The organism is Mycobacterium asiaticum, from assembly GCF_001668675.1.
In the GTDB taxonomy this organism is placed as follows: Bacteria; Actinomycetota; Actinomycetes; order Mycobacteriales; family Mycobacteriaceae; genus Mycobacterium; species Mycobacterium asiaticum_D.
Genome location: NZ_LZKQ01000294.1, coordinates 1 through 4,507 on the forward strand (window position 1 = coordinate 1; position 4,507 = coordinate 4,507).

Genomic DNA, 4,507 nt, shown 5'->3' on the forward strand with positions numbered 1-4,507 from the left:
GGCGGCTGGCTGTTCGGCAACGGTGCCGGCGGCGGCAGCATCGGCCTGTTCGGTGGCGGCGGGTCCGGCGGCGTCGGTGGCGCGGGTGGAGCCGGTGGGCTCGGCGCGGACGGTAGTGCGGGTCCAAACCCGCTGACCGCTGGTGGTTTAGGCGGTGAGGGTGGTCATGGCGGCGATGCCGGGGCCGGCGGTTCCGGCGGGGCCGGCGGACTGTTCGGGGCGTCGGGCGCATCGGCGGTTGCGGGCATTGGCGGCGACGGCGGTGACGGCGGGAAGGGCGGCGCGGGCTATGACGGGTCCACGGTCGCGGGTGCATCCGGTGGCCAGGGCGGCACCGGCGGTGGCGGCGGCGCGGGTGGCACCGGAAGCACCAACGGCAACGGTGGCCGGGGCGGTCAGGGCGGCCAGGGTGGCGAAGGGTTTGACGCTACGGGACTGACCACCGGGGTCGACGGCGGTCACGGCGGCGCCGGCGGCACCGGCGGTGCCGGCGGGGCGGCGGGCAGCGGTGGCACTGGCGGCCTCGACGGCAATGGTGGGGCCGCGGGTGCCGGTGGCGCCGGTGGTGGCGGTGCGAACAATGCGGCGGCCGGTGGCACCGGCGGTGACGGCGGCAATGGCGGTGGTGGCGGCAGCGGCGGCGTCGGCGGTGGGGTCAGTGGCGTTAAGGGTGCCGATGGTGCCGGGGGCCATGCCGGTGACGGCGGTGACGGAGGCGTCGGAGTCGCCGGCACCGCGACCGACGACGGTGGACAGGGTGGCCAGGGCGGTGCGGGCGGCACCGGTGGCGACGCCGGTGGTGCCGGTGTAGCAGCTGGCAACGGGGGCCGGGGCGGTGACGGCGGTACCGGTGGTGCCGGCTTCGACCAGCCCGTGACCGGAGGTGGGGTCCCTCTGGACGGCGGAGACGGCGGCAAGGGCGGCACCGGCGGAATGGGCGGGGCGGCCGGTAATGGTGGCACCGGCGGAGTCAACGGTCAGGGCGGCGATGCCGGTTCCGGTGGTGTCGGTGGCCGCGGCGCTGAGGGTTACCACGGCTACCACGATGACTTGGACCCCGAAACGGGCGGCACCGGCGGCAACGGTGGCACCGGCGGTGACGGCGGCACCGGCGGTGTGGGTGGTGGTCTGACCGGAACCAAGGGCGCCGACGGCGCCGGCGGCAACGGTGGCGAGGGCGGCAAGGGTGGTGCCGGTGTCGACGGCTTCCAAAATGACGGTGCTGGGGACGGCGGTCAGGGCGGTGCGGGCGGTACCGGTGGTAAAGCGGGCGGCGATTTGGTGGCGGCCGGCGACGGCGGCAAGGGCGGTGCGGGAGGTAAAGGCGGCGCCGGGTCTGATTGGTCATCCACTAACTTCGGCCGCAACGGCGGTGGCGGTGGTCACGGTGGTAATGGCGGGACCGGCGGGACGCCTGGCGCCGGCGGCCTCGGCGGAGACTATGGCGATGGCGGAGACGGCGGTGCCGGCGGTGGCGGCGGTGGCGGTGCGTCTGGCTTCGACCCCTGGTATCCCGCGGAACAGAATGGTGGTTCCGGCGGCAACGGCGGCAACGGCGGTAACGGTGGTAACGCGGTTGGTGTGGGTGGCAAGGCCGGTGGCGGTGGTGCCGGCGGTGCCGGCGCCGACGGCGGTGATGCCGGCATCTTCAACGGCGCGTCCGGGGACGGTGGCGGCGGTGGTCGTGGCGGTAACGGCGGCAACGGAGGGACCGCTACCGGCGGTGCTATCCATGGCGACGGCGGCGACGGCGGCGACGGCGGTGCGGCCGGCAACGGGTATGGCGCCGCGGCTCAGACAAACGGCCAAGCCGGCGGTAATGGCGGCGTGGGCGGCGACGGTGGCACCGGCGGTGCGGCCGGCGGTCTCGGCGGGGGCTACGGCGATGGCGGCGACGGCGGCGCGGGCGGTATCGGTGGCGACGGCGCCGACAATGCGCCGGACGTCAACGGCGGTGCTGGGGGCTCGGGCGGTCAAGGCGGTGCCGGCGGTAGCGGTGGCGACGCCCTTGGCGCGGATGCGAAGGCCGGTCGCGGCGCCGGAGGTGGTGCCGGCGGCAACGGGGGCGACGGTTCAGCTGCCGTGGTCGGCGGTCTCGGTGGTGACGGTGGCCGAGGGGGCGCCGGCGGCGGCGGGGGTTCCGCCCCGATCGGCGGGACCAACGGTGACGGCGGCCAGGGTGGCGCTGGTGGCGACGGTGGTAACGGCGGGGATTCGACTCGCGGCCAGGGCAACCCAGACGAGGGACCCGCTCACGGCGGCGGCGGTGGCGGCGGCGGCGCCGGCGGTAACGGCGGTAGCGCCGGTGACGGCGAAGGTTTCGCCGGCTTTGGCAACAGCGGGGGGTCGGGTGGCGCCGGTGGTGACGGCGGCACCGCGAACTTTGGCGGCGGTTTCTCCGACGTGATTACCGCAACCGGCGGCTCCGGTGGCACCGGCGGAGCCGGTGCCACCACCGCTGCCGATGTCGGCGGCAAGGGCGGTGGCGGCGGCGGTGGCGGCGCCGGCGGTTACGCCGAACAAAACGCGGCGATCACTGGCGGCGGCGGTGGCGGCGGCGGTGCCGGGTCCGCGAGCGTCGCCGCGGGTACGGGCGGTAACGGCGGCAATACCAAGACCAACGGGAACGTCACATGGACCGGCGGCGCCGGCGCAACTGGAGCAGGCGGTGTGGGCGGTGGTGGCGGCGGCGGCGCCTACAACCTCGTCTCCCCGGGCTATGGATCACCCGGCGGGGTGCCGGCGGGTGGCCAGGGCTTTCAACTTCAGAATCCGCCGATGAACCTTGGCAACGCCGGCGGCGCCGGCGGTGCGGTCGGCGGGGTAGGCGGCAAGGGCGGCGTTGGCAGCCCATACAACGATGTTGGCAGTGACGGGCAGAGCGCGCCCTGACGCCGCTCAGCCGGAAAACGTTGCCCCATCGAAGCGTTCGCGGGTGACGAAGTCTACTACCAGCTGGCGGCGCAGCTTTGTCAGCTGCCGTACCGGCTTACCCAACGGCACCACCGCCGCGACCGCATGCGTCTCCGGAATGCCCAGCAACTCGCGAAGTTGTGGCTCCCGAGGGATGGCCATCGTCGTGATGGTGCCGCCAAAGCCCTCGTTGCGCGCCGCCAGCAATATGTTCCACACCAAGGGGTACACCGAGGCCCCACAGGCAAGCCCGACCCGATCCAGATCCTGATCGAGCGCGGCCACCACGCCCAGGTCCACGGAGATCACCAGGACCACGGCGCCGTTGATCAAGGGCGCGAGAAATTGATGCGGGAACTCGGTGTTGTCGACGACGTCCTGCGGAATAGTGTTGGGATGCAACGGATTCCACGGGCTCTCGCCGGCCGACTGCTGGGCCCAGTACCGCCGGGCGGCCGGTGCGCTGAGTTCGGCAATCCGGCGCCGGGTGTCCAGATCACGCACCACGGTGACGTGTGCGCCCTGCCGGTTACCACCGCTCGGCGCGAACCGTGCGTTGTCGAAGATGCAATACAGCACGTCGTCGGGCAATGGCTCGTCGGTGAACTCCCGCGCCGCGAAGGTGCTGCGCATGACGTCGTACAGATCCATGGAACTCACACCCCGGTGCGTTCCAGCCGAAACGTGCGCTGGTACCCGGTGGGCAGGGTGGTGACGGTGACCTCCACCGCGCCGCTGGGGGCAACCACATAGCGTTCCTCGACCTGCGGCCCGTCGCTCCACCGGCCGACCGGCTGGCGCCCCAAATCCTCCCGGTCGTGCAGGGCGGGGTCGAACGGGAAAAGCACGGGATCGTAGGGCGTGACGTCACCGTCGGGCCGCCCGTCGACCACCCGACTGCACTCGACGAATCGGAAATGCCCGATGTTGTGCGCGGCGCGGTAGGTGCGGCTGACCACCAGCGGCGTGCGGCCGTCCGGCGGAAGGAGCGCATCCTTGGGAACGATCGGGTCGAACACCACGTCGGCGCCCGCCTCCGCCTCCCGGAAGACACCGAAATGCCGCGAAAAGCGTTCGGACAACACGAATCCGGCGTCGCTGTCGAGGCAAACCGCCAATCCGATGGCCGTCGCCGCAAACGGGTGCGGCGAACGTTTGACGCGGCGGTCACCGAACTGTGTACGCAGCATCCGGGACACCAGCGGAAAGCTGCCCGCGCCGCCGACCACATAGATGCCGGCCACCTCCGACCAGGCGACGTCCCGTCCGTCACCGGCCGGATCGCGCAGCACCCGGGACAACAGATCGGCGGTCTTGTCGACCAACGGCGAGCACGCGGCGTACACGTCGTCGATCGCGCAGGAGAACGGCGGCTGGTCGGCGCCGCCGATGTCGGTGAGGTCGACCAGGAAGCGGCGCGTCTGCGGCCCGACCGCTTCCTTGCGGGCCGAGCATTCCTCCAGCAGCAGCTCGTAGGCGTCGTCGTCGACCCGCAGCCTCGTGACCTCCAGCACCAGCTGCGCGATCGCGTTGTCGAAATCGTCACCGCCCAAACGCTGGATGCCCTCACTAAGGACGACTTCGTTGACCTGGC

General features: G+C 72.6%; 2 protein-coding genes and 1 pseudogene. 1 reads left to right on the plus strand and 2 read right to left on the minus strand.

All coding sequences use genetic code 11. The features are described 5' to 3' along the window. Window positions 1-2,892, plus strand: a pseudogene (locus tag A9X01_RS31950) (PE family protein); the annotation flags it as partial. A 6-nt stretch (window positions 2,893-2,898) separates the two neighbouring features. Here A9X01_RS31950 and A9X01_RS24490 read toward each other — a convergent pair. Both A9X01_RS24490 and A9X01_RS24495 read right to left on the minus strand, forming a co-directional pair. After that, entirely contained in the window at window positions 2,899-3,564 is a 666-nt protein-coding gene (locus A9X01_RS24490; RefSeq protein ID WP_065123205.1) for a nitroreductase family protein, read from the minus strand. Between the two features lie 5 nt (window positions 3,565-3,569). Next, window positions 3,570-4,507 (minus strand): Hsp70 family protein (locus tag A9X01_RS24495; RefSeq protein WP_155772263.1); only part of this gene is annotated, 938 nt, incomplete at its 5' end.

What these genes read in the sequence shown, in the direction of transcription:
- A9X01_RS24490 (WP_065123205.1), bottom strand. Translation starts at nt 3,564, where the DNA reads ATGGATCTGTACGACGTCATGCGCAGCACCTTCGCGGCGCGGGAGTTC.